Source organism: Devosia sp. CN2-171, from assembly GCF_049354815.1.
Classification (GTDB): Bacteria; Pseudomonadota; Alphaproteobacteria; order Rhizobiales; family Devosiaceae; genus Devosia_A.
On the sequence record NZ_CP186479.1, the window covers coordinates 3,643,920 to 3,668,149 of the forward strand.

Consider the following 24,230-nt stretch of genomic DNA (forward strand, 5'->3'; position numbering starts at 1 on the left):
TGGAGGTGGGATGTCGGCTTTCGATCCGGTCCGGTTCAATCCGATGTGGGGCAACCCGCTCAAGACCCGCGACGATGTGCGCAGGGCGTTCGAGGACTCGTTCGCGCCGCTGCTCCCCTATTTCTCGCCGGGCGGGGCGCGGGTGCGTCTCGACGCGACAGCCGCGACGTTCGATCGCGCCACGGCCGATCTCGAGGGTTTCGCCCGGCCGCTCTGGGGGATTGTCCCATTCGTCGCCGGCGGCGGCGAGTTTCCGCACTGGGAGCTTTACCGGCGCGGGCTGGCCAATGGCACAGACCCCGAGCATCCGGAATATTGGGGCGCGATCAAGGGAATCCACCAGCAACTGGTCGAGATGGCGGCCATCGGTCTCGCCTTGCGCATGGTGCCACAGCATCTGTGGGAGCCGCTCGATGCCCGGGCCAAGGCCAATGTCGCGCAACACCTTCTACAGGCGCGCCAGCAGAGCTATATCGACAACAACTGGAAGTTCTTCCGCGTCCTCCTCGACCTCGGCCTCGAGCAGTGCGGCATCGAATTCGACCGGCAGCTGACGACCGACTACCTCGATGACCTCGAGAGATTCTATATCGGCGACGGCTGGTATCGCGACGGCAATGTCCGCCAGGTCGACCACTACATCCCCTTCGCCATGCAATTTTATAGCCTGCTCTACTCGCAGCTGCAGAAAGGCGACGATGCGCGGGCCGAGCGCCTGGCCGAGCGGGCCCGGCAGTTCGCGGGCGACTTCCAGCACTGGTTCGACGACGAGGGTGGGGTGCTGCCGTTCGGGCGGAGCCTGACCTACCGCTATGCCTGCGGCGCCTTCTGGGGCGGGCTCGCCTATGCGGGAATCGAGGCCCTGCCGTGGGGCGAGATCAAGGGGCACTACCTGAGGCACCTGCGCTGGTGGTCGAAGCAACCGATCGCCAACCGTGACGGTGTGCTATCGGTGGGCTACGCCTATCCGAACCTCTTTATGTCCGAGAGCTATAACTCGGCCGGCTCGCCCTACTGGGCGTTCAAGGCCTTCCTGCCGCTGGCGCTGCCAGCGGATCACCCGTTCTGGACCGCCGAGGAACTGCCGGCAGCCCACGATGCGCGGACTGTAGTGCTGCGCCATCCGGGCATGGTGATGATGCATACGCCGGGCAATGTCGTCGCCCTCGCCGGCGGCCAGCAGAATGCCGGGCTACGGGCCGGCCCCGAGAAGTACTCGAAGTTCGTCTATTCATCGCGCTACGCCTTCTCGGTCGAAGTGCACGATGGGGCCTACGAACTGGGGGCGTTCGACGGCATGCTGGCGCTGTCGGACGACCGCCGGCACTACCGGGTGCGCGAGGACAATGCGACGGCACGGATCGCCGGCGACGCCATTTTTGCCAGGTGGCACCCGTGGCGCGACGTGAAGGTTGAGACCTGGCTCAAGCCCGCCTCGCCATGGCACATCCGCATCCACCGGATCACCACGCCGCGCAAGCTGCACGCGACGGAGGGTGGGTTTGCCATTCCCCGCCCGGACGGCACGGACGGCGTGACAACCGGTGTGGGGACCGGCTTCGCCATCACCCACGCGCCGACCGACGTCAGCGCCATTGCGGACCTCAGGGGTGAGCGGGCGGGGCGGAACTACCTGGCCTTGCCCAATACCAATCTGATCTCGGCGCGGACGATCGTGCCGCAGCTTCGGGGGCCAATTCCGGAGGGGGTTACGGTGCTGATGACCGCCGTCATGGCACTGCCGGCCGGCGAAGAGGCCGAGGCGGCGCTCAAGTTGGGGCCGCCGGTGCCGGATCTCGCCGAGCTCGAAGGGCTGTTTGCCTGGGCGAGCATCGAGATCAGCGCCATGCATCCGCCGAAAAGCACTTCGTAGGGCTGCTACTGCGTCTCGGCACTCGTCGTCGCCGGCGGGCTGCGCGGGTCGCGTTCGCGCGCGGCTTCGGCGATCCGCCGGCGGGCGCGGAAGGCCCCCCATTGCTGGTCGACGAGCACGCCGATGAGGATCACGCCGCCCATCACGGCGAAGTTGAGCGAGGAGGGGATGCCGAGGAGGTTCACGAGGTTCTGCAACTCCTGCAGCAGGATAGTGCCGAGGATCACCCCGACGATCGAACCCTCGCCGCCACGCAGCGAGAAGCCGCCGAGCACTGCGGCCGCAATAGCGTAGAGCTCATAGAAATTACCCTGTGAACTCGGCTGCACGGAGCGGGTGTACATGGCGAAGAACACCGCTGCGAGCGCGGTAAGGCCGGCACAGATGATGTAGGCCGAGGTGACGATGACGCCGGTGCGGATGCCTGAGAAGCGGGCGGCTTCCTCGTTCTTGCCGATGGCGAAGAGGTAGCGGCCGAACACCGAGCGGTGCAGCGTGAACCAGGCGATGATGGCGACGACCGCGAGCAGGTAGACCGAGACCGGTACGCCGCCGACCCGTGCGACGAAGAAATCGAGGCCGGGGTATTCCGAACCGAAGGGGAAGCCGGCGGTGGCATCGGCGGTGTAGCCGCGGGCGACGCCGCGATAGATCAAGAGGCCGCAGAGCGTCACGACGAACGGCTGCATCTTGAGCCGGGTGATCAGCAACCCGTGGATGAGGCCGAGCACCAGCCCGATGACCATCACGATGGCAAAGGCGATGGGCCACGGCACGCCCTTGTTGCCGACGAGATCGACGAACAGCACGCCGAGCAGGGCGATCATCGAGCCGGCACTGAGGTCGATGCCGCCGGTGATGATGACGAAGCCCTGGGCGATGGAGAAGAGGCCGAACAGGCCGATCAGGTTGGCCGTGTTGGCGATGTTGTTGGGGCTCAGGAACAGCGGGTTCTTGAGGTAGACGCCGAGGCCAACGACGATGATGAGGACCAAGAGGCCCAGGTCCTTCTTATTCATGTCGAGTCCTTCTTGTTCATTTGTCCCTCAGCCTGCCTTCCGGAGCGGTTTGCCGATCGCCAGCGTCAGCACGTTTTCTTCGGTGAAGTCCGGGCGCGTGAGCAGGCCGGAGATACGGCCCTCATGCATCACGGCGATGCGGTCGGAGACCCCGATCACCTCCTCCATGTCGGAGGAGATCATCAGTACGGCGACGCCCTCGTTGGCGAGACCGCGCATCAGGCGATAGATCTCGGCCTTGGCGCCGACGTCGATGCCGCGTGTCGGCTCGTCGAAGATCAGCACGCGCGGCTGCATGGCCAGCCATTTGGCCAGCACGACCTTCTGCTGGTTGCCGCCGGAGAGGCTGCCGGTACGGGTCAAGACGGTCGGGGCCTTGATGCTCAGTTCGCGCTTGCTCTCCTCGGCCTGCGCGCGCTCGCGGGAAGGGACCACCAGGCCGTTCGCCGCATAGGCCTCGAGATTGGGCAGCGAGATGTTCTCGGCGATCGACAGGTCGAGCAGGATGCCGGCGCCCTTGCGGTCCTCGGGAACGAGAAAGATCCCGTTGACCACGGCATCGGATGCGGACTTCAGCACCAGCGGCTTGCCATCGAGGCGGATGGTCCCGGCGTGGGCCGGGTCGATGCCGAAGAGCACGCGGGCAAGCTCGGTGCGGCCGGAGCCGACCAGGCCGGCGAGGCCGAGGATTTCGCCGGAATGGAGATCGACATCGACGTCGTGTGTCGGATAGCTCGAGGTCCGCACACCGCGGGCGCTGAGCACGGAAGCGCCGGGCTCGTGCCTCGGCGCGGCATAGGCAACCTTGAGGGCGCGGCCGATCATCAGCTTGACCAGCCGATCATGCGTGACCTCGCTTTTGGTCAGCGCGCCAACGAGGACGCCGTCGCGCAGGACGATGACGCGGTCGCAGGACTGTTCCACTTCGGCGAGGCGGTGCGAGATGAAAATCACCGCGATGCCTTCGGCCTTGAGGCCGGCGATGACTTCGAGCAGCTTCTCGGTCTCGGACAGCGGCAGCGACGAGGTGGGCTCGTCGAGGATGACGAGGCGGGCGTTCATCGTCAGCGCCTTGGCGATCTCGACCATCTGCTGCTGGGCCAGCGACAGCCGGCTCACCGGCGTCTCGGGCGCAAAATTGGCGCCCAGCCGCTTGAGATAGGGCGCCACATCGGCACGCATCTTCTTCTCGTCGACGAGGTTGAGGATGCCGCCCAGGCGCGGTTCGCGCCCGATATAGACATTGGCGGCGACGTCCAGATTGTCGAAGAGGTTGAGTTCCTGGTGGACGAAGGCGATGCCCGCCTTCATGGAGCCGCCGACGGTCAGCCCGTCATAGAGCGCACCATCGATCTCCACCGTGCCGGAGTCCGGCTTGGTGACGCCGCCGAGAATCTTCATCAGGGTCGATTTGCCGGCGCCGTTCTCGCCGACAATGCCGATCACCTCGCCGGGCGCGACGGTCATGTCGAAGCCGGCAAGTGCGACGACCCCAGGATAGGTCTTGCGCACGCCGACCAACCGCAGAAAAGGGCGTACGGCCTCCCCGCCATCGCCATCTGGCATCAAAACTTCCCCACTGCTTCCCGCCTGTAGCGACGCTAGCACCGGGCAGGACGGACGCATAGCTGGACAAGGGACGGGCGGCGCGAGTTCAGGACCTCGACGCCGCCCGCGGGAGAATGGCTTAGCCGGCGATCTTGGCCTTCAGGTCGGCCGAGAACTCGTCGACATTGTCCTTGTTGATCACCTTGGTCGGCACGATGATCAGCCCGTCGGCGGGAATGCCCGACTTGTCGCCTTCGAGATAGGCGGCCATCAGCTTCATGCCCTGGTAGCCCCACTCGAACGGCTGCTGCACCACGGTGGAGGCGAAGGAGCCTTCCTTGACGGCACCGAGCGTCACCGGATCTTCGTCGAAGGCGACGACGGTGATGGCGCCGAGCTTGCCCGCGGCCTGCAGGGCCTCGTAGATCTTGGGCGGGTTGTAGGAATAGAACCCGACCATGCAGTTGATCTCGGGATTGGCGACCAGCACGTCATCGACATTGGTGCGGGCCTTGGTGAAATCGACGTCATCGCCGCGGACGTCGACCAGCTCGATGCCCTTGCCTTCGATCGCCTGCCGGAAGCCGGCGATGCGTTCGACGGCGTTATCGGCGCCGAGGAAGCCGACAAAGCCCATGCATTTGCCTTCCTTGCCGGCCATGGCCTTGACCATTTCCTCGCCGGCCTGGACGCCGGCCAGGGTGTTGGACGAGCCAAGATAGGCAATGCGGTTGGAGGCCGGGGCATCGGAGTCGGTGGTGAAGAGCGGTACCTGGGCCGCGATGCGGTTGAAGGCATCGATCGAGTTCTTGGGGTCGGCCGACGAGATCATGATCGCGTCGGTGCCGGCGGCGACAAGGTCGTCCATCAGCGCGTTCTGCAGCGCCGCGGTGCCCTGGGCCGGGTACTTGAACTGGAGTTCGTAGTTCGGCAATTCGGCCTGGGCCTTCTTCACTCCGGCTTCGGCCAGCTTCCAGAAGTCCGAGGATGCGTTCACGACGAATGCCAGCTGCTGCTTGTCCTGGGCGATGGTGCCGGTCGACAGCACGAGGCCCGCGGCCAGCACGGCCGCCAGGCTGATAAGAGACTTCATATGTTCCTCCCTGGCCGCTCCTCGAGCGGCGTTTTCATAGATAGTCTGTGGTGTACGTACCTCAGACAGCCTCCCAAGCTGCCGGAAATCCCCTCTCCGGATCCGGTACGAGCCGATATCCTTGCACATAGCTAATATTAGTCAAGCCTCTGGCATTCGCCCGGCAAAGGTGGGAAAACGCTTGCATCACGGGGGTTTGCGCCTGTCGGGTCATTTGGTTTTCCGATGCAGCCGGGTCGGGCGCAACCGACCGCCCCCGTGTTAACGTGGTCATTGGCGCCGGCCCCGGTGCCCGGAATTCGAGGTGATGGACGAACTCAGTCATTCCCGTGGGCGCGTGAGCCGATCGGCAGGGAAGCGCCGCGTCACCATGACGGACGTGGCGCGGGCCGTGGGCTGCTCGCAGGCGACGGTGTCGCTGGCGCTCAACCGGGTGACCGGCATCAAGCTTTCGCAGGCGCTGCGCGAAAAGGTGTTCACGACGGCCCGCGAGCTCGGCTACGTGCTGCCGGGCGGAGCGGTCGAGGTGGTGCGCGACGGTGAGGGGGTTATCTCCTTCGTCGTCGACCAACTGGCGACGAGCCCGGAGGCGGTGGTGGCGATCGAGGGGGCGCGGCAGGCCTCCTGGAGTTCGGGCAATGTCGTCGTCGCGGCCCAGACGCTGTCGGACCCGCAGATGGAGCTGCGCACGCTGCGTGCCCTGACCGGGCGCGGCACGACGGGGCTCATCTACATGGCGATCTTCACCCGCCAGCTCGAGCCGCCGCGTTATCTCAGCGAGCTCGACATCCCGGTGGTGCTGCTCAACTGCTACACGGCCGAGGGGGCCTTCCCATCAGTCGTCCCGGCCGAGATGGCCGGCGGCGAGACGGCGACGCGCCACCTCATCGCACAGGGCCATCGCCGCATCGCCACGATCACCGGCGAACCCTGGATGGATGCGGCGAAGGATCGCCTCAAGGGCTATCGGCGGGCGCTGACCGCGGCACACATTCCGTTCGATGCAGAACTGGTACTGACCGGCGACTGGTCGGCCAGCGCCGGCTACGCCAACACGGTGAAGCTGCTCGCACTCGCCGAGCGACCGACGGCGATCTTCTGCCAGAACGATCGCACCGCCATCGGCTGCTACGAGGCGCTGAAAGAAGCCGGGCTGTCGATCCCCGACGACATGAGCGTCGTCGGCTATGACGACGAGGAAATCTCGCGACACCTGCATCCGCAACTCACCACGGTGGTGCTGCCGCATCGGCAGATGGGCCAATGGGCGGTCGAGCAGCTGTCGCAGGGACGCCCGAAGGGGGCAGCAATCGCGCCCGTGGAACTGGAATGCACGCTGGTCGAGCGCAGCTCGGTGGCCGGGCCGAAGGCCTAGTCAGCACTCCACGACGTTGACGGCGAGTCCGCCCAGGCTCGTCTCCTTGTAGCGCTCGCTCATGTCGCGGCCGGTCTGGCGCATGGTTTCGACGCAGACATCAAGCGAGACCTTGTGGGTGCCGTCGCCCTTCATCGCCAGCGAGGCGGCGGTTACCGCCTTGACCGCGCCGAAGGCGTTGCGCTCGATGCAGGGAATCTGCACGAGCCCGGCGACGGGGTCGCAGGTCATCCCGAGGTGATGCTCGAGCGCGATCTCGGCGGCGTTCTCCACCTGCGCCGGTGTGCCGCCCATGGCGGCACAGAGGGCAGCGGCCGCCATCGCCGATGCGGAGCCGACTTCGCCCTGGCAGCCAACTTCGGCGCCCGAGATCGAGGCATTGTGCTTGATGATGCCGCCGACGGCGGCGGCGGTCAGCAGCATGTCATGGAGCGAGGTGCGGGAGGCACCGGCATCGAAGGTCTCGTGGTACTTCAGTACGGCAGGGATGACGCCCGCCGCACCATTGGTGGGGGCGGTGACGACCCGGCTGCCGGCGGCATTCTCCTCGTTCACAGCCATGGCGAAGACGCTGAGCCAGTCATTGCCGGCGAGCGGGCCGAGCTCGTTGCGCTGCCACTGCTCTTTGAGCTGCCCGTGGATGGCGCTTGCCCGCCTCTTCACGTTGAGCCCGCCGGGCATGATTCCATCGGTCCGCAATCCCCGGTCGATGCAGCCGCTCATGGCGTCCCAGAGGCGATCGAGGCCGGCATCGAGCGCCTTGCGGCCGATCCGGGCCTCCTCGTTGGCGCGCTTCATCTGCGCGATCGAGAGGCCGGAACTGGTTGCCATCTCCAGCATCTGCGCCGCGTTGTCGAACGGGTAGGGGACCGCCACCGCCTCGGCCTTGGCCGGACCGCGGTCGAGTTCGGCCTCGCTGACGACGAAGCCGCCGCCGATCGAATAGTAGACGCGGCGGAGCAACAGAGTGCCGTCGGAATCGTAGGCGAAGAACTGCAGCCCGTTGGTGTGGCCCGGGAGGCGGTTGGTCTTGTCGAAGACGAGGTCCTGCGCCGGGCGGAAGCGATAGGCCGGGTGTCCGGCGGGATGCACCATGCCCTCGGCTTCCACTGCCGCGATCACCGTATCCATCTTGTCGGGATCGACGCTGTCGGGGGCCAGCCCGCAGAGGCCGAGGATCACGGCCCGTCCGGTGCCATGACCGATGCCGGTGAAGGCGAGCGAGCCATGCAGGCTCACCTTGAGTGCGCTGACCGTGGCGCCGCGCGGTCGCGGCCAGTCGCCGGAGCGGATTTCATCGAGGAAGCGGTTGGCCGCCGTCATCGGCCCCATCGTGTGCGAACTCGATGGGCCGATGCCGATCTTGAAGACGTCAAACACCGAGAGGAACATGCCACCCCATATGTCGTGTGCACCGACACTAGCCGCAACCGGCCATCGCGTCTGCTAGGTCGAATTGGCAGCCGCCGCTTCGCCCATTCACGGTTTGCCGCGCTCCCGTGGCACCCGAAGCGCCCCTCGCGCGTTGCAGTGTCCGGGTCATCCTCGGAGGTATCACATGAAGCGCCTTCTCGCCTTGTCGATCGTATGCCTCACCATCGCAACCGCTGTCCCGGTATCGGCGCAACCCATCGAGATCATCGTGCGCGGCGGCACTCCCTACACGCTGCCCAGCCCGCTCTGGTATGGCGACGACTACAATTATGGCTGGCCGAACAATGCCAACGGGAACAATTTCGACCCGGCGGCAGCGGCCATCAACGCTCTGAACCAGTCGTTCCCGCGCCGCTCGCGCAGCTTTCCGGTGAACATCAGCCTCGCCGGCGATCTCGCCAGTCATCGCGGTTCGTGGACCGAGCGGCAGGAGGCCTGCCTGGCCCGGTTCGCGAGTTACGACATGATCAGCGACACCATCATCGTCAACGGCCTGCCGCGCCGCTGCCCGTACTGATCGCGACGGCATCGCCGGGGCTAATCGCGGGCGAATACCCAGCCGGTGAAGTTTTGCACAGCTGATCTACCGGCCGAGGCTGCGCCTGCGGCCGGCCAAGCCATTTGTTTCCCACGGCTTTCGGGCGCGGCGGGGGTGCTGACACATATCCTTCATCCCCCCGTCACGGGAGCTTCATCGCGCTGAAATCCAATCGTCAAGGTGACCGACTAGGTGTGCCGCCGCTCGAGTAATCGACCGGCAATTCCCTTTCCTCGGAGACCTTTGAGATGAAAACCAACTGGCTGCTCAGCGCGGCTCTCGCCGCGACTGCCCTCACCGTCGCAGGCTCCCCGGCCGTCGCCGCCACCAAGTTCGAATTCTGGTATGGCCTCTCGGGCGATCTTTCCGAGCGCATCCAGGACATGTGCAAGACCTTCAACGAGTCGCAGAGCGACTACGAGATCGTCTGCGTGTCGCAGGACAACTACGACAACAACCTGCAGAACACGATCGCCGCGTTCCGCGCCAACAAGCAGCCGACCGTAACCCAGATCTTCGACGCCGGCACGCTCGACCTGATGCTGTCGGACGCCTACGTTCCGGTGCGCCAGCTGATGGAAGAGAATGGCTACCAGATCGACTGGGCCAACTATTTCGCCGGTGTCGGCTCGTACTACTCGACCTCGACGGGCGAGCTGCTGTCGATGCCGTTCAACTCCTCGACCGCGCAGATCTACTACAACACCGACGCGCTGGCGAAGGTCGGCTTCGAAGGCATTCCCGAGACCTGGAGCCAGGTTGAAGACGTTGCCCGCAAGATGAAGGCCGCCGGCTACGATTGCCCGGTCGCGTTCGACCCGGCCGGTGCCTGGCAGTGGTTCGAGCAGTTCGAAGCCATCCACAACCAGCCGATCGCCACGCTCGGCAACGGCTTTGGCGGCCTCAATGCCGAGATGGTCGTGTCGAAGGGCAAGTTCGTCGACCAGCTGACCTGGATCAAGAAGATGTATGACGAAGGTCTCTTCGTCCATAAGTCCAAGGACGCCGGCGAGACCGCCAACGACGCCTTCGTCAACGGCAAGTGCCAGATCACCTCGTCGTCGGTGGCCGACCACGGCACCTTCTCCAAGCAGGCCAAGGAAGGCGTGCACTGGACAAATGCCATGCTGCCGATGCTCGATGGCTTCGAGCGTCACAACTCCTTCGTCGGCGGCGCTTCGCTGTGGACGCTGAAGGGCAAGTCGGCCGAAGAATACAAGGGCGCCGCCGCGTTCTTCAACTTCCTCGCCACGCCCGAGCAGACCCAGTGGTGGTCGACGGTCACCGGCTACATCCCCGTCACCAACTCGGGCTTTGAGTCGATGAAGGCCGCCGGCTTCTACGATGCCGCTCCCTACAAGGGCCGCGAACTGGCGATCACCTCGCTGACAATGCCGGCCGGCGAGAACACCCGCGGCATCCGCCTCGGCAGCTACGCTTCGATCCGTGCCGAAATGGTCAAGATCATGCAGTCGGTGTTGTTCAACAACGTGCCGGTCCAGCAGGCCCTCGAAGAGTTCGATGCCAAGGGCAACGAAATCCTGCGCCGCTTCGAGGCCACCTACGCCGGCAAGAGCCTGCTCTGATTTCCGCATGATCCGCACGGGCGGCCCTTGCCGTCCGTGCCTCCTATTTTGCGGTGAGGTCCATGGAACGTCGTGCCTATTACAAGAAGCCGCTTTTGCCCTGGCTGCTGCTCGCGCCGCAACTGCTGCTTGTTCTCGTTTTCTTCTACTGGCCGACGTCGCAGGCCCTCTACTGGGCGTTCACGCTCGAGCAGCCATGGGGTGGCGGCAACAGCTGGGTCTGGCTCGATAACTTCATCGCCATTTTCCGTGACCGCGACTACTGGGCTACGGTGCTGCGCTCGGGCTTTTACGCGCTGGTCACCACCGGCCTCTCCATGGCTGTAGCGCTGACGCTCGCCGCATTCGTCGACCGCTCGCTCAAGGGCACCAAGATCTTCCAGTCGATCTATGTGTGGCCCTATGCCATTGCGGCGCCGGCCGCGGGTGTCGCCTTCCGCTTCATCTTCGCGCCGGAATCCGGCCTCGTCGGCTCGATCAACGACATCTGGCCCGGCATCTGGGATCCCTCGACCAACGGGCTCCAGGCGCTGCTGATGGTGATGGTCTGCCATGCCTGGCTCGGCATCGGCTACAACTTCATCTTCTTCCTCGCCGCACTGCAGATGATCCCGCGCTCGATCTCGGAAGCGGGTGCGATGGACGGGGCACGTCCATTCCGGCGCATGATCGACCTGCAGCTGCCGCTGATCGCGCCGACTGCGTTCTTCCTGTTCGTCATGAACATCATCTCGAGTTTCACCGACAGCTTCGGGCTCATCGACACCATGACCGAAGGCGGCCCGATCGGGCAGACCGAGGTGATGGTCTACAAGATCTACTTCGACGGCTTCAAAGGCCTCGACTACTCCGGCGCCGCCGCCCAGTCGATCGTCCTGATGCTCCTCGTCATCGGCCTCACGTTCATCCAGTTCAAATGGGTCGAACGTCGCGTCCACTATAACTGAGGCACGCCATGATCGAGCGTTCACCCGTCTTCGACTTTCTCACCTACTTCGCCATGGCGGTGGGTGCCGTCCTCGTCATCATCCCGTTCTGGATCACGCTGGTTGCCGGCAGCCAGTCGCTGCAGGAAGTGAGCCAGGTGCCGATCAGCCTGCTGCCTTCCAGCCACCTGTGGGAGAACCTCCAGGCCGCTTGGACACGTGGCGATCTCGGCCCCAAGCTGATGAACAGCCTGATCGTGGCCGTCGGCGTGACAATTGGCAAGATCACACTGGCTTCGCTCTCGGCCTTCGCCATCGTCTTCTTCAACTTCAAGGCGCGGATGATCTGCTTCTGGGCGATCTTCATCACGCTGATGCTGCCGCTCGAAGTGCGCATCGTGCCGACTTACGCCATCGCCGCCAACGCGCTGCTGCCGTTCCAGGTCATCCTCGACACGCTCGGGATCAACTGGCTGTACCAGGCGGTGAGCGGGTTCCAGCTGTCGCTCAACTGGAACCTTCTGAACTCCTATCCCGGCCTGATCCTGCCGCTCGTCGCCACAGCAACCGGCACGTTCCTCTACCGGCAGTTCTTCATGACCATTCCGGACGAGCTGGTCGAGGCATCGAAGATGGATGGCTCGGGGCCGCTGCAGTTCTTCTGGGACGTGCTGATCCCATTGAGCCGCACCAACATGCTGGCGCTTGCCACCATCATGTTCGTCTCAAGCTGGAACCAGTACCTGTGGCCACTGCTGGTCACCACCGACCGGGCAAATTTCGGTACCGTGGTGATGCAGCTCAAGGCTCTCATTCCTGCACAGAACGGCACGCCCGACTGGAACGTCACCATGGCCGGCGCACTCATCATCATGCTGCCGCCGCTCCTCGTCGTTGCCTTCATGCAGCGCTGGTTCGTGCGTGGCCTCATTTCCCGCGACAAGTGATCGGAGAACGCCAATGTCCCAGATATCCATCAAGGGCGTGAAGAAGGTCTACCAGAAGACCGAAGTGATCCACGGCGTCGACGTCGAGATCGAGCACGGCGAGTTCGTCGTCATCCTCGGGCCGTCGGGCTGCGGCAAATCCACGTTGCTGCGCATGATCGCAGGCCTCGAGGATATCTCGGCCGGCGAGATCGCAATCGGCGGCACGGTGGTCAACCAGCTCGAGCCGCGCGAGCGCGGCTGCGCCATGGTGTTCCAGAACTACGCGCTCTACCCGCATATGAGCGTCAAGCAGAACATCGGCTACGCGCTCAAGGTCGCCAAGGTGCCCAAGGCTGAGCGCGAAGCGCGGGTGATGGCGGCGGCCGAGTCGGTATCGCTGGTGCCCTTCCTCGATCGCCGTCCGGGCGAATTGTCCGGCGGCCAGCGCCAGCGTGTCGCCATGGCCCGGGCCATGGTGCGCGAGCCGAAAGTATTCCTGTTCGACGAGCCGTTCTCGAACCTCGACGCCAAGCTCCGCGTCGCCATGCGCGCCGAAGTCCGGCGCCTCCACCGCGATCTCGGGGTTACCTCGGTGTTCGTCACCCACGACCAGACCGAGGCGATGACACTCGCCGACAAGCTGATCATAATGAATGCCGGCAATGTCGAGCAGATCGGCAAGCCAACCGAGGTCTACAACAACCCGGCCAGCCGCTTCGTCGCCGATTTCATCGGCTCGCCGGCGATGAACCTCTTCGAAGGCGAGTTCGATGCCGAGGGCAAGTTCGTCCACGGCCAGGGCGGCAAGCTCAATGTCGAGCAGCTCAACGGCGTGCGGGTGGCCGGGCGCAAGGTCGTGCTCGGCGTTCGTCCGGAAGGGGTGCGCCGTACCTCCGCCGATACGCATGGCGCCATTTCGGCGGTGGTCGACTATGTCGAGGAGCTGGGCGCGTCCCGCCTCATCCACGCCGACGCCAATGGCAGCCGCATCGTGGCGCTCGATACCGACAGCAGCGAGATCAAGACCGGCACGCCGGTGCATCTCAGCCTCGCCGACAGCGCCCTACACCTGTTTTCGGTCGAAGACGGCCGCCGCATTTCGCACTAGTCGCGCGGCCCCTCTCCCCAGCGGGAGAGGGCCCCTGTCGGCGTGCCCTTTCCTTGCCGCTCATCACCGTCATCCCCGGGCGCAGACCCGGGGACCCAGCGATGGTGAGGCATCCCATGGGTCCGCGGGCCAAGCCCGCGGATGACGACTGAAAGTTGAGTGCGTGTGTGGAGCACCAGCCAACGTGTTCTTCACCCTGAAACCAGGAGACATTTCATGACCCACATCATTGGCACCGGCTTCAATGCCGGCTCGGATAATGGCGAGTTCGCCGCCCTCGAAGCCGACCTCCACGCCCTCGCCGAGATCGGCGCCGACACGGTCGAGATCGGTGTCACGAGCCTCGACCTCGTCGCCGGCGGCAAGATCATTGCCGAGCGGCACAAGGCGCTGGTCGCTCTCACCAGGCAGTTCGGTTTCCGCTACACCGTGCACGGGCTGGTCTCGTCCAACTTCATGGATCCGATCACCCGGCGCTATCAGATCGATGCCACGAAGGCCCTGATCGAAGTCTGCAACTCGATCGGCGCCGGCATCCTCGTCCAGCACGGCGGGAGCCTGCGCGCCGATGCCATCGCCGACTGGGCCGGAGCCGATGAGCGCGAGCGCGAGGCGCTTACCGAAGTGGCCGATTTCGCCCGTCCGCATGGCGTCCGCATCGCGCTCGAGAACATCTTCACCACCGAGCCGGGCCAGTATCGCCAGACCCCGTCCGAGGTCGCCGCGACGGTCAAGGCGGTGAACCATCCGAACGTCGTGGCGCTGATCGACTTCAGCCACGCCTATATCGAATCGACCTTCAAGGGCCTCGACTTCTTCGCCGAGATTTCGGCCATGGCGCCAGTCACCGGGCACCTGCATGTGCACGACTCCTTCGGTCGTCCGCAGGGCTTCTTCAAGGCGTTCCATCTGCAGGAGAACACCGCGCTCGGCATCGGCGACCTGCACATGCCGCTCGGCTGGGGCGACATCGACTGGGATCGCATCTTCACCGAGCTCTCGTTCCTGCCCGAGACGGTGCTGATGATGGAAATCGGCCACCGCTACCGCCGCGAGCAGCCGGCAAGCCTCGTGCGCGCCCGTGAGCTGGCGGCCATGAACGCCCCGCGGGCGATGGCGGCCGAGTAGTCAACGGTCCGAGCGTGGGGGCCACCCCCACCGCCTATGGCGGTCCCCCTCCCCCGTGAATGGGGGAGGATACGCGTGGGGCACGATCTCTCCTCGATCCTTCCCTGCGCAGCGGGGGAGGGGGACCAGCGAAGCTGGTGGAGGGGGCGGCGCCACGCGCCGTTGCGCCTGCCGGCTGCGCGCCCTACCTGTTGGTCCATATATCCAAGGACCAGGTTATGGACGCCGAAACCCTCCCCCGCTCCAGCGCGCCGCCCGCCGGCGTCGCCATCAAGACCGAGATTGTGGTCATCGGGGCCGGCCAGGCCGGTCTGTCCTCAGCCTATCACCTGAGGCAGCGCGGGCTCGAGGCGGGACGCGGCTTCGTCGTTCTCGACCGGTCGCCGCGGGCGGGTGGCGCGTGGCAGTTCCGCTGGCCGTCGCTGACGCTGTCGACGGTCAATCGCGTCCATGACCTGCCGGGCATGGCGTTTTCCGAGGCGGTCGATACCAGCGCGACCTCGGTCGAGGCGGCAGTCGCCGTGCCACGCTATTTCGCCGCCTACGAGGAGCGTTTCGGGCTCAACGTCTATCGGCCGGTGAAGGTCAGCGTCGTCTGCCAGCGGGGCGAGCGTTTTCGCGTCGAGACCGACCGGCAGACGTTCTCCGCACGCGGCATCATCAATGCCACCGGCACCTGGGAAACGCCCTACATTCCCGACTATCCGGGCAGGGAGCGCTTCAGGGGACGGCAGCTCCATACGCGCGACTATCGCACCGCTGCCGAGTTTGCCGGGCAGCATGTGGTGATCGTCGGGGGCGGCATCTCGGCCATTCAGCTGCTCAACGAAATCTCGGAAGTCACCAGCACGACCTGGGTGACCCGGCGCCCGCCGCAGTTCCGCGAGGGGCCGTTCAACGAAGAAGCCGGGCGCGCGGCCGTGAAGCTGGTCGAGGAGCGGGTGCGGGCCGGCCTGCCGCCGAATTCGGTCGTCTCGGTCACCGGCCTGCCGCGCTCGCCGCTGATCGAGGCGATGGAGGCGCGCGGCGTGCTGAAGCGCGAGGAGATGTTCAGTGAGATCACCGAGACCGGCGTGCGCTGGGCCGATGGCCGCGAGAGCCAAGCCGACGTGATCCTCTGGTGTACGGGCTTTCGGTCTTCGCTCGACCATCTCGCACCGCTGATGCTGCGGGAGCCTACCGGCGGGATCGTCATGGGCGGGCGGCTGGCGACGCAAGTGGTGAAGGAGCCGCGGGTGCATCTGGTTGGGTACGGCCCGTCGGCGTCGACGGTTGGGGCGAACCGGGCCGGGAGCGCGGCGGCGGCGGAGTTGATGGGGACGCTGGGGATTGTCGCGGCGTAGGCGCGCCTGTCGCCCCACCGAAGTAGTGCCCCCCAAAATCAAAGGAGGCGCCCGTTGCCGGACGCCCCCTCTGCCCTCAACTGAGGTCCGCCTACTTCTGGATGCAGGTGTCGACGGTGTCCTTGGTGCATTCGTCCAGGCCGGTGAAGACCGGATCGGGGACGGCTTCGCCGTTGATCAGGCTGATCATCGTCTTGGGGGCGAGATAGCCCATCTCGAACGGCCGCTGGCCGACGAGTGCGGTGACGAGGCCTTCCTTGGCGATCGCGACTTCGTCGCCGATGGTGTCGGCGGCGCCGATGACCAGAGCGTTGCTGGCGATCTTGTCGGCCAGCGGACGGAACAGGTCACGGTAGGGCTGCGGTGCCATGAACAGCGGCCAGCCGCCCATGATGCCGAAGGCGCGAAGGTCGGGGTTGGCGGCGAGGATATCGCTCATCGCCTGGACGCCCTTAACGCCGTCGTCGTTGGTGAACACCGGGCAGCCGGCCACTTCGGTCCAGCCGCCTTCGCCGGCGAGAGTCGCAAGACCTTCCTGACCGGACAAGGAGTCACGGAAGCCCTGGGCACGACGCAGGATATTGTCCGCCGCCGGGTTGCCTTGGATGGTGCAGACCTTGCCGCCTTCCGGCGCCGCGGCCTTCACGTAGTCACCGATACGCTTGCCCATCAGGTAGTTGTCGGTACCGAGATAGGTCTTGCGCAGCCCGGCGTCTTCCTTGGCGAGGTCGGCGTCGAGCGTCATCACCGGAATGGTCGGGTTGGCGCTCTTGATGGCATTGGCGATGAGCGGGGCATTGGACGGCGAGATCGCGATCGCGGCCGTCGTCGGCTTGCTCAGCATATCCTGCACGATCTGAGCCTCGCCCGCCTCGTCAGAGGTGGAGGCGGGGCCGGTGTAGAAGCATTCGTATTCGGAACTGGCGTTCTCGCTGTTCCACTTCTGGCAGCCTTGGTTGATCGATTCGAAGAAGGCGTTGTCGAGGCCCTTGACCACGATCACGAGCTGCTTCTTCTGCGCAAAGGCCGGGCTGGCGGACAGGGCAACGAGCCCCGCGACCGCGAGTAGAGTCCATGCTTTCATTAAGTCCTCCCATTGAGCTGGGAGAATGAATTACTAACACCTACGGTCCCTCACCGTGGCGGTAGCGTGCCTCATCCTCCCAAGACGCAAAGCTAGTCTGTTGAAGCGTCGTTCGTCAACGTGGTTATGCTAAAAAGTCGTACTATTCGAGCACTCGTCCGTTGACGTCGTTCCAGCCAAGTCGATAAGCTCAGGGCTTGGCATCGCCTGGGAGGGGAAGCCGATAGCAACAGCGATCTGGCGACGCCCACGACGTGGGCGCCGTCCGGTTTTGCGCGAAGGAGGATCGCCGGCCGTGGCCGTTCTGGAACTAGAGAACATAACCAAGCACTTTGGCGCCATCCACGCCGTCAACGACGTTTCGTTCAAGCTCGAGCCGGGCGAAGTCGTCGGATTGATGGGGGATAACGGGGCGGGCAAGTCGACGGTGGTCAAGATGATCGCCGGCAACTTTCCGCCGACCGGCGGCGCCATCCGCCTCGACGGCAAGGAGGTGCATCTCTCGTCGCCGATGGATGCGCGCCAGCACGGCATCGAGATCGTCCACCAGGATCTGGCGCTCTGCAACAACCTCACCGCCGCCGCCAATGTCTATCTCGGCCGGGAACTCAGGCGCGGCTTCGGGCCGATCAAGATTCTCGACTACGGCGCGATGTACAGGCGGGCGGGCGAGCTGTTTGCCGAACTCAAGTCCGAGACGCGCTCGCGCGACCTGATCCGGCAGATGTCGGGCGGGCAGCGCCAGGCCGTCGCCATTGCCCGCACCATGCTGGCCGACGCCAAGGTCGTGCTGATGGATGAGCCGACCGCCGCCATTTCGGTGCGGCAGGTGGCCGAGGTGCTGAACCATATCCGGCAGCTGCGCGACCAGGGCATTGCGGTGGTGCTGATCAGCCACCGCATGCCCGACGTCTTCACCGTCGCCGACCGCGTCATCGTCATGCGGCGTGGCCGCAAGGTCGCCGACAAACGCATTGCCTCGAGCTCGCCCGAGGAAGTGACCGGGCTCATCACCGGCGCGATCGAACAGGTGTCATGATGTCCATCACGCTCGAACAGACCATCGCGAAACGCCAGGACAACTGGTTCACAACGCTGATCAACAGCCAGGCCTTCTGGGTGCTGGTCGCCATCCTCATCGCCTGCGTGTTCCTGAGTTTTGCCACTCAGGCGTTCATGACGCCGTCGAACCTCTACAACATCACCCGCAACTTCACCTTCACCGCCATCATCGCGCTCGGGATGACCATTGTGATCATCACCGGCGGCATCGATCTCAGCGTCGGCTCGGTGCTCTGCCTTTGCAGCATGGTGCTCGCCGTCACCATGCATGCCGGATTCTCGATCGAGGTCGGCATCCTCGTCACGCTCATTGTCGCCATTGCCGTCGGCAGCATCAACGGAGTGCTGGTCGCCTATCTGGGCTTTCCGCCCTTCGTCGTGACGCTGGGCATGATGTCGATCGCGCGCAGCCTCGCCATGGTCGCCTCGAACAATACGGTGGTGTTCCAGTTCGGGCCCGACCACGACAAGCTCCTGGCGCTCGGCGGTGGAGCCTGGGTGTTCGGCATCTCCAACCCGGTGGTCTATACGCTCATCCTCGCGGCGATCACTGGCTTCATGCTGCGCTGGACCCGCTTCGGGCGGCACATCTTTGCCATCGGCGGCAATGAGCACGCGGCCGAACTCAGCGGCGTGCCGGTGAAGCCGATCAAGGTTGCCGTCTACATCATCTCGTCGCTTTCGGCCGGCATCTGCGGCATCATCATGACCGGCTGGCTCGGAGCGGTGACCACCAACCTCGGCTCCGGCCTCGAGCTGCAGGTGATCGCGGCGGCGGTCATCGGCGGGGCGAGCCTCGTGGGCGGCGTTGGCACGGCGCTCGGGGCGCTGGTCGGTGCGGCGCTGATCGAAGTGATCCGCAACAGCCTGGGCCTGCTCGGCATCAACGCCTTCTGGCAGGGTACCTTCATCGGCAGCTTCATCATCATCGCGGTTGCGTTCGAGCGCGTCCGCCAGATGCGGGCCCGTGACTAGGGTGGTCATGCGACTAGAGGCGCGCTTGAGGGCGCGCCTCAATCGGGCTAGCCAGTCCATGGATGCTCAAGCATAGACGAGGGTCGCCATCAGCAAAGGCCAGCCAGATCGCGACCCGGCACTGCCCGGGCGTTCCCGAACCGCGAGAGTAGCGGCCGAGATCGGGCGCGCCATCGTCTCCGGCGCTTACCCGGAACGCAGCCTGTTGCCGGGCGATGCCGAGCTGATGCAGCAATTCGGCGTGTCGCGCACGGTGCTGCGCGAGGCGCTGCGGACGCTGGCGGGTAAGGGGCTGATCGAGGCCAAGGCTCGGGTCGGCACGCGCGTCCTGCCGCGCTCGACCTGGAACCTCTTTGATCGCGATCTCCTCGCCTGGCAGGCCCGCGAGGGGTTCGACTCGCAGTTCGTCACCCACTTGTCCGAGATGCGTCTGGCCCTTGAGCCGGAAGCGGCGGCGCTCGCCGCGCTGCGGCGGACCAACCACGATCTCGAGTCGATCTTTCACTGCTTCGATCGCATGGCGGCGCCCGAAATCAGCCGCGAGGAGTTCGCCAAGGCCGATCTCGATTTCCACCTCGCCATCGTCATTGGTGCGCACAATCCATTCCTGCGTTCGGCCGCGGCGCTTATCGAGGTGGCACTGATGGGGCTCCTGAAGATCAGCTCGCCGGCCGAGGATGCCGGCCGGCTCGGCTCGTCGGTCGAGGACCATCGCCGCATCGCCGATGCCATCGCGGCGCGCGACCCGGAAAGCGCTCGGGAGACAATGAAGGTGGTGATCGGCGTCGGCATGCGGGCAAGCCGGATCGGAGATCTGGCGGGCTGAGTGATTTCCTGGGAGGGGAGTTCGTGAGGTTTACGATCAAGGCCGTGCATGCCTATCTCGTCGAAAGCGAGGGCGACGGCGGCGATTATTTCCAGCAGAACCGCGGCCACTGGCTGATCGACACGCTGATCTCCAACCCGATGTCGGGCTATGAGCGCTGGAAGGCCTCGCGCCAATCTTGGGGCATCGGCGTCATGGGCTCGATCGTGGTCGAGATCGAAACCGAAAGCGGGGCGACCGGCGTTGCCACCGGCTTCGGCGGTCCACCGGGGGCCTGGCTGGTGGTCAACCACTTTGCCCGCTTCCTCGTCGGCGAGGACGCGCGCAACATTTCGAAGATCTGGGACCAGATGTTCCGCGCCTCGATGCCCTATGGCCGCAAGGGCATGCCGATCGCGGTGATCTCGGTGATCGACCTGGCGCTGTGGGATCTCGTGGGCAAGCTGCGCGACGAGCCGGTCTACAACCTCATCGGCGGCAAATGCCACGACGAGATCGGCTTCTATTGCACCGGCCCGGCACCGGACGCGGTGAAGGAGCACGGCTTCTGGGGCGCCAAGGTACCGCTGCCGCACAGTCCTTTCGACGGCGAGGAGGGGCTCGAGAAGAACCTGCAATTTCTCGCCGCGCATCGCGAGGCCGTCGGGCCGGGCTATCCGCTGATGGTCGACTGCTACATGTCGCTGACCGTGCCCTATGCCATCCGGCTGGCCGATAAGGCCAAGGGGCTCGACATCTACTGGTGGGAAGAGGTGCTCCACCCCGACGATGTCGAGGGTTTTAGGCTGCTGAAGCAGGCGCATCCGACGCTCAAGTGGACTACCGGCGAGCACGAATACACCCGCTACGGCTTCCGCCGCCTCATCGAGGAACGCACCATCGACGTGCTGCAGCCGGACGTGATGTGGGTGGGCGGCCTCACCGCGCTGCTGCAGATCGCCAGCCAGGCCGCGGCCTACGATATCCCGGTGATCCCGCATGGCTCGGGGCCGTATTCATATCACTTCGTTGTCAGCCAGCCCGGCGCGCCGCTCTGCGAGTATGTGGCGGCGAGCCCGGACGGGCGCTCGATCCGGCCGATCTTCGGCAAGCTGTTCCATGGCGAGGTACTTCCGCAACAGGGCCGACTAAAGGTCACTGGCGGCGCCGGCTTCGGTATGGAATTAGCGGACAGGGCGCTGCTAAAGCCCATCGTATAAGAATATTCCCGCGGGGAGCGAGATGAACCAGATCGACTTGAACGGCCAGGTCGCCGTTATCACCGGTGGCGCGCAGGGCATCGGCTTTGCCATCGCCCGCCGGCTCGTGGCCTCCGGCGCCAAGGTCAGCCTGTGGGACATGAACGCGGACCTCTTGGCCTCGGCCAAGGCCGAACTCGGCGATGCCGCGTCGACCGTCACGGTCAACATCACCAACTATGACGCGGTGGCCGCGGCGGTCGCCGAAGTCGAAGGCAAACTCGGCAAGCTCGACATTCTCGTTCACTCGGCCGGCATCGCCGGCAAGAACGCGCCGCTCGACGAGTACGATCTCGACGAATGGCGGCGGGTCATCGACATCGATCTCAACGGCGCCTTTTACGTCAACCGTGCCGTGCTGCCGGGCATGAAGGCCCGCAACTACGGCCGCATCGTCAACATCGCCTCGATCGCCGGCAAGGAAGGCAACCCGAACGCCTCGGCCTATGCTGCAGCCAAGGCCGGCGTCATCGGCATGAGCAAGGCCGTCGGCAAGGAATGCGCGAAATACGACATTGCCATCAACGTCATCACCCCGGCGACGGCCAAGACGCGCATCCTCGATGAGCTGAAGCCCGAATTCATCGAGTACATGCTGAGCCGCATCCCGCGCGGCCGTTTCCTCGAAGTCGAGGAAGCCGCCAACATGGTCAGCTGGCTGGTCAGCAAGGAAAACTCCTTCACCACCGCTTCGGTGTTCGATTTGTCGGGCGGTCGGGCGACTTACTAGCTGCAGTTCTTCACGGTTTGTCCGAACCTCCGCAGCTTGTCATCCCTGCGGAGGCAGGGATCCATTTCTCCGCTGGCTCCAGCTGCGCGTTGGATCCCAGCCTACGCTGGGATGACACCGAGCGTGGATCGGGAGCCGTGGCTTCACCACAGCAACGCCTTGCCTTCGTCCCAAGGTCGGGTTGACTAAGTAACCAGGTGGTGAATTAGTTTGGCTGCGCCCGGATCGAAGATGCCGGGCGGCGCAGACCGGACGAGGAACCCCCAGTTGAAATTCGCGATAGTCGGCGTCGGCGGGCGCCATGCCATGTTCCGCAAGGCGATCACCGAGACGCATGCGGAGGGGAACGATCTGGTCGCACTCTGCGACGTGAACGAAAGCCGGCTGGCGCTATCTGCCGGCAAGGTGCCGAAGAAGGGCAATGGCGTCGCCACCTACGACGCGGCCGAGTTCGGCAGGATGATCGCCGAGCAGGAGCCGGACACGGTCATCGTCACGACGCCGGACTACCTGCATCACGAGTACATCGTCTCGGCGCTCAAGGCCGGGCGCAACGTGATGACCGAGAAGCCGATGACGGTCGATCTCAAGAAGCTCCGCGAGATCCTCGAGGCGCAGGCGGAGAGCGGCAAGCAGGTCACCGTCACCTTCAACTATCGCTACACGCCGGCACGCACGCAGCTCAAGGACCTGTTGATGTCGGGCGCCATCGGCGAGATCACGGCGGTGGATTTCCGCTGGTATCTCGATCGCGTCCACGGCGCCGACTATTTCCGCCGCTGGCATCGCTACAAGGAGAAATCGGGCGGGCTGCTGGTGCACAAATCCACGCACCATTTCGACCTGATGAACTGGTGGGTGGCGTCCACCCCCAAGACCGTCAACGCGCTGGGCAAGCGCGTGTTCTACACGCCGGAGATGGCGGTGGAGCTTGGCCTCGGCGACCACGGCGAGCGCTGCCACACCTGCCCGGTGTTCGACAAATGCGAGTACCGGCTCGATCTCGCGAACGATCCGGCGCTGCGCGAGCTCTATCTCGATGCCGAGGGGGATGACGGCTATTTCCGCGACAGGTGCGTGTTCGCCGACGACATCACCATCGAGGACACGATGCAGGTGCAGGTGAAATACGCCAACGACGTATTCCTCAACTATACGCTCTGCGCATACTCCCCCTGGGAGGGGCTCGAGATCAAGTTCCACGGCACCAAGGGGGAGCTGACGCACCGGCATGTCGAGGTGCACGGCGTGTTCGGCGGCGAGCGCGACAAGTCGGAGGAAGACGCGATGACCACGACCCTCCATCTCCATGGCCAGCGGCCGGAACAGCTCGATGTCTGGGCCGGGCACGGCGACCATGGCGGCGCCGATCCAGTGATGCTGGGCTATCTGTTCGAGCCCGACAGCATGACACCGGACAAATACAACCGCGCCTCGACGCACAAGGAGGGCGCGTGGTCGATCCTCACCGGGATCGCCGCGAACGCCTCGATCGCGAGCGGGCAGACCGTGGATGTGGACCGGATGCTGGCGGAGGCGGGGATTACGCTGGGTCGGTAGGTGCTTCAGCGACGCACCCCTAAACCACCAACTCCATCCGATCCGCTGGAAACCGCGTCAGCATGGCATGGATCGGCACCCCGTCGGCATCGAGATCCACCGCGTCCGACACCAGCACTACCGACCCCGGCGCCAGCTTCAGCACCTGCGCCTCGTCGGCGGTGGCGTGGCGGGCCGAGATGCGGGTCGAGCCGCGTGAATAGTCGTCGATGCCGTAACGCCTGAGTGCGGCGGTGACGGACCCGGCCTCGAGATAGGCCGCATCGAAACCGGCAAAGCGCGCCTCGGGCAGCCAGCCGGTGGCACGCGCCATGGGGCGACCGTCCGCAAACGATGCCGTCTCCTGCCGGATAAGGCGAGTGCCCGGCTTCACCTCCAGCAACTGCGCCAGTCGCGACGTGGCGCGCTCGATCCGGCTCGCCAGCAACTGGCTGCGCCGCTCGCGCACCTGTCCCGCGAGGCCCTCGCTGAACCGCGTCCGCCGCCCGATCGGATAGCTCAGCCGTCGCGCTTCGGCGACGAAGGTGCCGCGGCCGTGCTCGGCGCGGAGCACGCCTTCCTCGATCAGCACGGCGATGGCCCGCCGCACGGTGTGCCGGTTGACCCCGAAGCGCTCGGCCAGCGGCAGCTCGCCAGCGAGCTTGTCGCCGGTCTCGAGCTTGCCGCCGACGATGTCGAGGCGGATGGCGTCGGCGATCTGGCGCCATAGCGCGACGCCGCCGGCGGGCTCGACTTCGGTGCGGCTCAAGATTGTCATTGCACTTTCACACGGGACGAATATGAGGAGACGAAACGGACTTACTTGTCTATTCGCCTATACAAGTTGGAGCAAGCCTGATGCAAGATGCAGCGGCA

21 protein-coding genes are annotated in these 24,230 nt (G+C 65.1%); 15 read left to right on the plus strand and 6 right to left on the minus strand.

Translation table 11 applies throughout. The annotated features are described in order from the left end of the window. The first annotated feature begins 10 nt into the window (after positions 1 to 10). The gene (locus tag ACOYW5_RS18080; protein WP_423066282.1) at positions 11 to 1,873 is read left to right on the plus strand and encodes a DUF2264 domain-containing protein; all 1,863 of its coding nucleotides are present in this window, start codon (positions 11 to 13) and stop codon (positions 1,871 to 1,873) included. Positions 1,874 to 1,878: 5 nt separating this feature from the next. Here ACOYW5_RS18080 and ACOYW5_RS18085 read toward each other — a convergent pair whose 3' ends face one another. The 3 genes from ACOYW5_RS18085 to ACOYW5_RS18095 all read right to left on the minus strand — a co-directional run bounded on the left by ACOYW5_RS18085 (position 1,879) and on the right by ACOYW5_RS18095 (position 5,533). Further along, positions 1,879 to 2,892, minus strand: a complete 1,014-nt coding sequence (locus ACOYW5_RS18085) for an ABC transporter permease (RefSeq protein WP_423066283.1) — start codon at positions 2,890 to 2,892, stop codon at positions 1,879 to 1,881. 27 nt (positions 2,893 to 2,919) lie between these two features. After that, positions 2,920 to 4,458, minus strand: a complete 1,539-nt coding sequence (locus tag ACOYW5_RS18090) for a sugar ABC transporter ATP-binding protein (protein WP_423066284.1) — start codon at positions 4,456 to 4,458, stop codon at positions 2,920 to 2,922. 121 nt (positions 4,459 to 4,579) lie between these two features. Continuing rightward, the gene (locus ACOYW5_RS18095) at positions 4,580 to 5,533 is read right to left on the minus strand and encodes a sugar-binding protein (protein WP_423066285.1); all 954 of its coding nucleotides are present in this window, start codon (positions 5,531 to 5,533) and stop codon (positions 4,580 to 4,582) included. A 307-nt stretch (positions 5,534 to 5,840) separates the two neighbouring features. Between ACOYW5_RS18095 and ACOYW5_RS18100 the strand changes: the two genes are divergently transcribed. Beyond that, on the plus strand, positions 5,841 to 6,908 hold the full coding sequence (locus ACOYW5_RS18100) for a LacI family DNA-binding transcriptional regulator (RefSeq protein WP_423066286.1): 1,068 nt from the start codon (positions 5,841 to 5,843) through the stop codon (positions 6,906 to 6,908). Here the strand turns inward: ACOYW5_RS18100 and ACOYW5_RS18105 are convergent, their stop codons facing one another. Next, positions 6,909 to 8,300: an L-serine ammonia-lyase gene (locus ACOYW5_RS18105; RefSeq protein WP_423066287.1), complete on the minus strand. Its 1,392-nt coding sequence runs from the start codon at positions 8,298 to 8,300 to the stop codon at positions 6,909 to 6,911. It abuts the gene before it with no gap. A 166-nt stretch (positions 8,301 to 8,466) separates the two neighbouring features. On the opposite strand from ACOYW5_RS18105, the gene ACOYW5_RS18110 reads away from it, so the two are divergent. The 7 genes from ACOYW5_RS18110 (at position 8,467) to ACOYW5_RS18140 (ending at position 15,900) form a co-directional block, all read left to right on the plus strand. Next, positions 8,467 to 8,859, plus strand: coding sequence for a hypothetical protein (locus ACOYW5_RS18110; RefSeq protein WP_423066288.1), 393 nt, complete (start codon positions 8,467 to 8,469; stop codon positions 8,857 to 8,859). Positions 8,860 to 9,128: 269 nt separating this feature from the next. Further along, positions 9,129 to 10,466, plus strand: a complete 1,338-nt coding sequence (locus tag ACOYW5_RS18115) for an extracellular solute-binding protein (protein ID WP_423066289.1) — start codon at positions 9,129 to 9,131, stop codon at positions 10,464 to 10,466. 62 nt (positions 10,467 to 10,528) lie between these two features. Then, positions 10,529 to 11,413, plus strand: a complete 885-nt coding sequence (locus tag ACOYW5_RS18120; protein WP_423066290.1) for an ABC transporter permease subunit — start codon at positions 10,529 to 10,531, stop codon at positions 11,411 to 11,413. A gap of 8 nt (positions 11,414 to 11,421) precedes the next feature. Further along, a complete protein-coding gene (locus ACOYW5_RS18125; RefSeq protein WP_423066291.1) occupies positions 11,422 to 12,339 on the plus strand; it encodes an ABC transporter permease subunit in 918 nt (305 codons plus the stop codon). Positions 12,340 to 12,352: 13 nt separating this feature from the next. Beyond that, on the plus strand, positions 12,353 to 13,429 hold the full coding sequence (locus ACOYW5_RS18130) for an ABC transporter ATP-binding protein (protein ID WP_423066292.1): 1,077 nt from the start codon (positions 12,353 to 12,355) through the stop codon (positions 13,427 to 13,429). Positions 13,430 to 13,645: 216 nt separating this feature from the next. Then, positions 13,646 to 14,557, plus strand: a complete 912-nt coding sequence (locus tag ACOYW5_RS18135; protein ID WP_423066293.1) for a TIM barrel protein — start codon at positions 13,646 to 13,648, stop codon at positions 14,555 to 14,557. 218 nt (positions 14,558 to 14,775) lie between these two features. Next, the gene (locus tag ACOYW5_RS18140; RefSeq protein WP_423066294.1) at positions 14,776 to 15,900 is read left to right on the plus strand and encodes an NAD(P)-binding domain-containing protein; all 1,125 of its coding nucleotides are present in this window, start codon (positions 14,776 to 14,778) and stop codon (positions 15,898 to 15,900) included. A gap of 91 nt (positions 15,901 to 15,991) precedes the next feature. On the opposite strand, the gene ACOYW5_RS18145 is transcribed toward ACOYW5_RS18140, so the two are convergent. Further along, complete coding sequence (locus ACOYW5_RS18145; protein ID WP_423066295.1) at positions 15,992 to 16,984, minus strand: substrate-binding domain-containing protein; 993 nt, start codon at positions 16,982 to 16,984, stop codon at positions 15,992 to 15,994. A 295-nt stretch (positions 16,985 to 17,279) separates the two neighbouring features. On the opposite strand from ACOYW5_RS18145, the gene ACOYW5_RS18150 reads away from it, so the two are divergent. From ACOYW5_RS18150 to ACOYW5_RS18175, 6 genes are all read left to right on the plus strand, one after another. Beyond that, on the plus strand, positions 17,280 to 18,023 hold the full coding sequence (locus ACOYW5_RS18150; RefSeq protein WP_423066296.1) for an ATP-binding cassette domain-containing protein: 744 nt from the start codon (positions 17,280 to 17,282) through the stop codon (positions 18,021 to 18,023). Then, positions 18,023 to 19,021, plus strand: coding sequence for an ABC transporter permease (locus ACOYW5_RS18155; protein WP_423066297.1), 999 nt, complete (start codon positions 18,023 to 18,025; stop codon positions 19,019 to 19,021). The genes ACOYW5_RS18150 and ACOYW5_RS18155 overlap by 1 nt, the downstream gene beginning before the upstream one ends. A gap of 88 nt (positions 19,022 to 19,109) precedes the next feature. After that, a complete protein-coding gene (locus ACOYW5_RS18160) occupies positions 19,110 to 19,847 on the plus strand; it encodes a FadR/GntR family transcriptional regulator (protein ID WP_423069495.1) in 738 nt (245 codons plus the stop codon). A gap of 23 nt (positions 19,848 to 19,870) precedes the next feature. After that, on the plus strand, positions 19,871 to 21,046 hold the full coding sequence (rhmD, locus tag ACOYW5_RS18165; RefSeq protein WP_423066298.1) for an L-rhamnonate dehydratase: 1,176 nt from the start codon (positions 19,871 to 19,873) through the stop codon (positions 21,044 to 21,046). 22 nt (positions 21,047 to 21,068) lie between these two features. Next, the gene (locus tag ACOYW5_RS18170) at positions 21,069 to 21,815 is read left to right on the plus strand and encodes an SDR family NAD(P)-dependent oxidoreductase (protein WP_423066299.1); all 747 of its coding nucleotides are present in this window, start codon (positions 21,069 to 21,071) and stop codon (positions 21,813 to 21,815) included. A 267-nt stretch (positions 21,816 to 22,082) separates the two neighbouring features. Next, positions 22,083 to 23,375, plus strand: coding sequence for a Gfo/Idh/MocA family protein (locus ACOYW5_RS18175; RefSeq protein WP_423066300.1), 1,293 nt, complete (start codon positions 22,083 to 22,085; stop codon positions 23,373 to 23,375). 19 nt (positions 23,376 to 23,394) lie between these two features. Here the strand turns inward: ACOYW5_RS18175 and phnF are convergent, their stop codons facing one another. Next, a complete protein-coding gene (gene phnF / locus ACOYW5_RS18180; RefSeq protein WP_423066301.1) occupies positions 23,395 to 24,132 on the minus strand; it encodes a phosphonate metabolism transcriptional regulator PhnF in 738 nt (245 codons plus the stop codon). Positions 24,133 to 24,230 lie beyond the last annotated feature (98 nt).

Bases quoted from the DNA above. Each gene is read 5' to 3' on its own strand.
- ACOYW5_RS18080 (WP_423066282.1), top strand. From the start codon at position 11: ATGTCGGCTTTCGATCCGGTCCGGTTCAATCCGATGTGGGGCAACCCG.
- ACOYW5_RS18085 (WP_423066283.1), bottom strand. From the start codon at position 2,892: ATGAATAAGAAGGACCTGGGCCTCTTGGTCCTCATCATCGTCGTTGGC.
- ACOYW5_RS18090 (WP_423066284.1), bottom strand. From the start codon at position 4,458: ATGCCAGATGGCGATGGCGGGGAGGCCGTACGCCCTTTTCTGCGGTTG.
- ACOYW5_RS18095 (WP_423066285.1), bottom strand. From the start codon at position 5,533: ATGAAGTCTCTTATCAGCCTGGCGGCCGTGCTGGCCGCGGGCCTCGTG.
- ACOYW5_RS18100 (WP_423066286.1), top strand. From the start codon at position 5,841: ATGGACGAACTCAGTCATTCCCGTGGGCGCGTGAGCCGATCGGCAGGG.
- ACOYW5_RS18105 (WP_423066287.1), bottom strand. From the start codon at position 8,300: ATGTTCCTCTCGGTGTTTGACGTCTTCAAGATCGGCATCGGCCCATCG.
- ACOYW5_RS18110 (WP_423066288.1), top strand. From the start codon at position 8,467: ATGAAGCGCCTTCTCGCCTTGTCGATCGTATGCCTCACCATCGCAACC.
- ACOYW5_RS18115 (WP_423066289.1), top strand. From the start codon at position 9,129: ATGAAAACCAACTGGCTGCTCAGCGCGGCTCTCGCCGCGACTGCCCTC.
- ACOYW5_RS18120 (WP_423066290.1), top strand. From the start codon at position 10,529: ATGGAACGTCGTGCCTATTACAAGAAGCCGCTTTTGCCCTGGCTGCTG.
- ACOYW5_RS18125 (WP_423066291.1), top strand. From the start codon at position 11,422: ATGATCGAGCGTTCACCCGTCTTCGACTTTCTCACCTACTTCGCCATG.
- ACOYW5_RS18130 (WP_423066292.1), top strand. From the start codon at position 12,353: ATGTCCCAGATATCCATCAAGGGCGTGAAGAAGGTCTACCAGAAGACC.
- ACOYW5_RS18135 (WP_423066293.1), top strand. From the start codon at position 13,646: ATGACCCACATCATTGGCACCGGCTTCAATGCCGGCTCGGATAATGGC.
- ACOYW5_RS18140 (WP_423066294.1), top strand. From the start codon at position 14,776: ATGGACGCCGAAACCCTCCCCCGCTCCAGCGCGCCGCCCGCCGGCGTC.
- ACOYW5_RS18145 (WP_423066295.1), bottom strand. From the start codon at position 16,984: ATGAAAGCATGGACTCTACTCGCGGTCGCGGGGCTCGTTGCCCTGTCC.
- ACOYW5_RS18155 (WP_423066297.1), top strand. From the start codon at position 18,023: ATGTCCATCACGCTCGAACAGACCATCGCGAAACGCCAGGACAACTGG.
- ACOYW5_RS18170 (WP_423066299.1), top strand. From the start codon at position 21,069: ATGAACCAGATCGACTTGAACGGCCAGGTCGCCGTTATCACCGGTGGC.
- phnF (WP_423066301.1), bottom strand. From the start codon at position 24,132: ATGACAATCTTGAGCCGCACCGAAGTCGAGCCCGCCGGCGGCGTCGCG.